Below are 2026 nucleotides of genomic sequence, written 5' to 3' on the forward strand. Positions count from 1 at the left end.
CCTGCTCCGCGGCCACCTCGTAGCCCGGCCGGTACACGCCTTCCGCACGCGGAATATCGACCACGCCGCTCCCTCCCTGCCACCGCCTCCTCAAGCGTACGGCCAACCGAGGCTCAGATCAGCAGCAATCCTCGCAACCTACCTGACATAGAGTGCTACACATCTGACGCGGCGCGGAATCCGCGCACCGGCCGAGGGAAAGAGCAAGCCTTCCAACTGCGCTTATGCTCGGAAGAGTTCCCACTCTGACAATGGCCCGCTTGTGAGGAGTCAGAAATAAGTGGGCTTAAGGTCTTGACGCGCCTCAGCGTGAGGAACGTAATTAGTAGCTAAGTCTCCGGGACGCCTCCTGTCGGGGGTCTCCTCCTTGGCTGGACCGCATCTGGAGTGGGGCACTCCGCGGCGGTCGTGCATCGTGACCCGACCGTCTCGACTCACGCAGTCCCTCAGATCACACCCCCCTCGCGGTACCACTCGCCGGGCACCGCGACATGTCTGGAGAATCATGTGAGCGATCGGAACCAGCCGCGCGGAAGCGCCCGACACCGCGGCGACCGGCTGCCGGCGCTGGGCGTGGGACGGCACTCTTCGTGCTCGCCGGCCGTGCCACCGCCATGAGGGTGGCTGCGGACGGCCCACGCGGGTCAACGGCGGCGAGCCGGCGGCACGGTCAGACCTCACCGGGCGGCTCTCTGCCGAGCCGTACCGGCGGAAGCCACCGGAGGTAAGGACGGACATCGTCGTCCACGACGGCGACGCGAACGGTTCCGTACCACTTCGTACCAGTTCGCACCAGGACGTGGTCGTCCGGCGACACCGGCAAGAACCGGCCAGGCGTGGTGTTCGGCGCGGGCACCGGCGAAACGGCGTTGAGCCGCCACACCGGCCGGCTGAGACTCCTACCCCCCAATGAAGGAGAACCAAGTGGTTTCCCCATCCAGACATGTCGACGTCCCCACCCCAGGGGGAGTCGCGTGATGTTGAAGCAGAAATCCTTCTTCGGAGCGATCGCGGCCGCGGCGCTTCTCGTCCTGTCCACGGGTCACGCGGCGCTGAGCAACAGCGTCGGCGCGACCACGTCGTCCACGGGCACCGCCGCCCTCGCGCCGACCGCCGGGTGCGGCAAGGCCCCGGCGCTGGCGAGTGGCACGCACACCATCCAGAGCGGGGGCAAGACCCGCTCCTACATCCTGAGGCTCCCCGACAACTACAACAACAACACGCCCTACCGGGTGTTCTTCGGGTTCCACTGGCGGGGCGGCACGATGAACGAGATCGACTCGGGCGGCACCAGCGGCTACCCCTGGTCCTTCTACGGCATGCGGCAGCAGTCGAACAACAACGGGATCTTCGTCGCGCCCCAGGGCATCGGCAACGGCTGGGCCAACTCCAACAACGAGGACATCACCCTCGTCGACGACCTGAACAGGCTGCTCGACGCCTCCCTGTGCGTCGACACCACGCAGCGCTTCGCCATGGGCTTCAGCTACGGCGGCGGGATGAGCTACTCGCTCGCGTGCAGCAGGGCGACGGTCTTCCGCGCGGTCGCGGTCTACGCCGGCGCGCAGCTCAGCGGGTGCAGCGGCGGCAACGACCCCATCGCGTACATGGGACTCCACGGCATCAGCGACAACGTCCTCAACATCTCCCAGGGACGGTCGCTGCGTGACAGGTTCGTCAGGAACAACGGCTGTACCGCCCAGAACCCGCCCGAGCCGGGTTCGGGCAGCAGGACGCACATCACCACCACCTACTCGGGGTGCCGTGCCGGGTATCCGGTCGTGTGGGCCGCCTTCGACAACGGTCACATGCCCGGCCCGGTGGACGGAACCTACGCCGAGAGCGGCATCACGACCTGGACCAAGGGCGAGGTGTGGAGGTTCTTCTCGCAGTTCGGGAGCGACCCCAACCCCACGCCGACTCCGACCCCGACGGTGACTCCGACGCCTGGGACGGCGGGGGCGATCCGGGGTGTGGGCTCGGGCAGGTGCCTCGACGTGAGCGGCGTCTCCCAGGCCAACGGCGC

The 2026-nt window shown here is 67.6% G+C and carries 1 protein-coding gene; it reads left to right on the top strand.

Features of this window, described 5'->3' with window-relative positions; all coding sequences use genetic code 11:
• Positions 1-977 precede the first annotated feature (977 nt).
• Positions 978-2026, top strand: a 1049-nt coding sequence (locus ACTOQ2_RS43760; protein ID WP_440107919.1) for an alpha/beta hydrolase family esterase, incomplete at its 3' end; no start/stop codon positions are given.

Origin of the sequence: Streptosporangium sp. H16, from assembly GCF_051918855.1 — a bacterium.
GTDB lineage: Bacteria > Actinomycetota > Actinomycetes > Streptosporangiales > Streptosporangiaceae > Streptosporangium.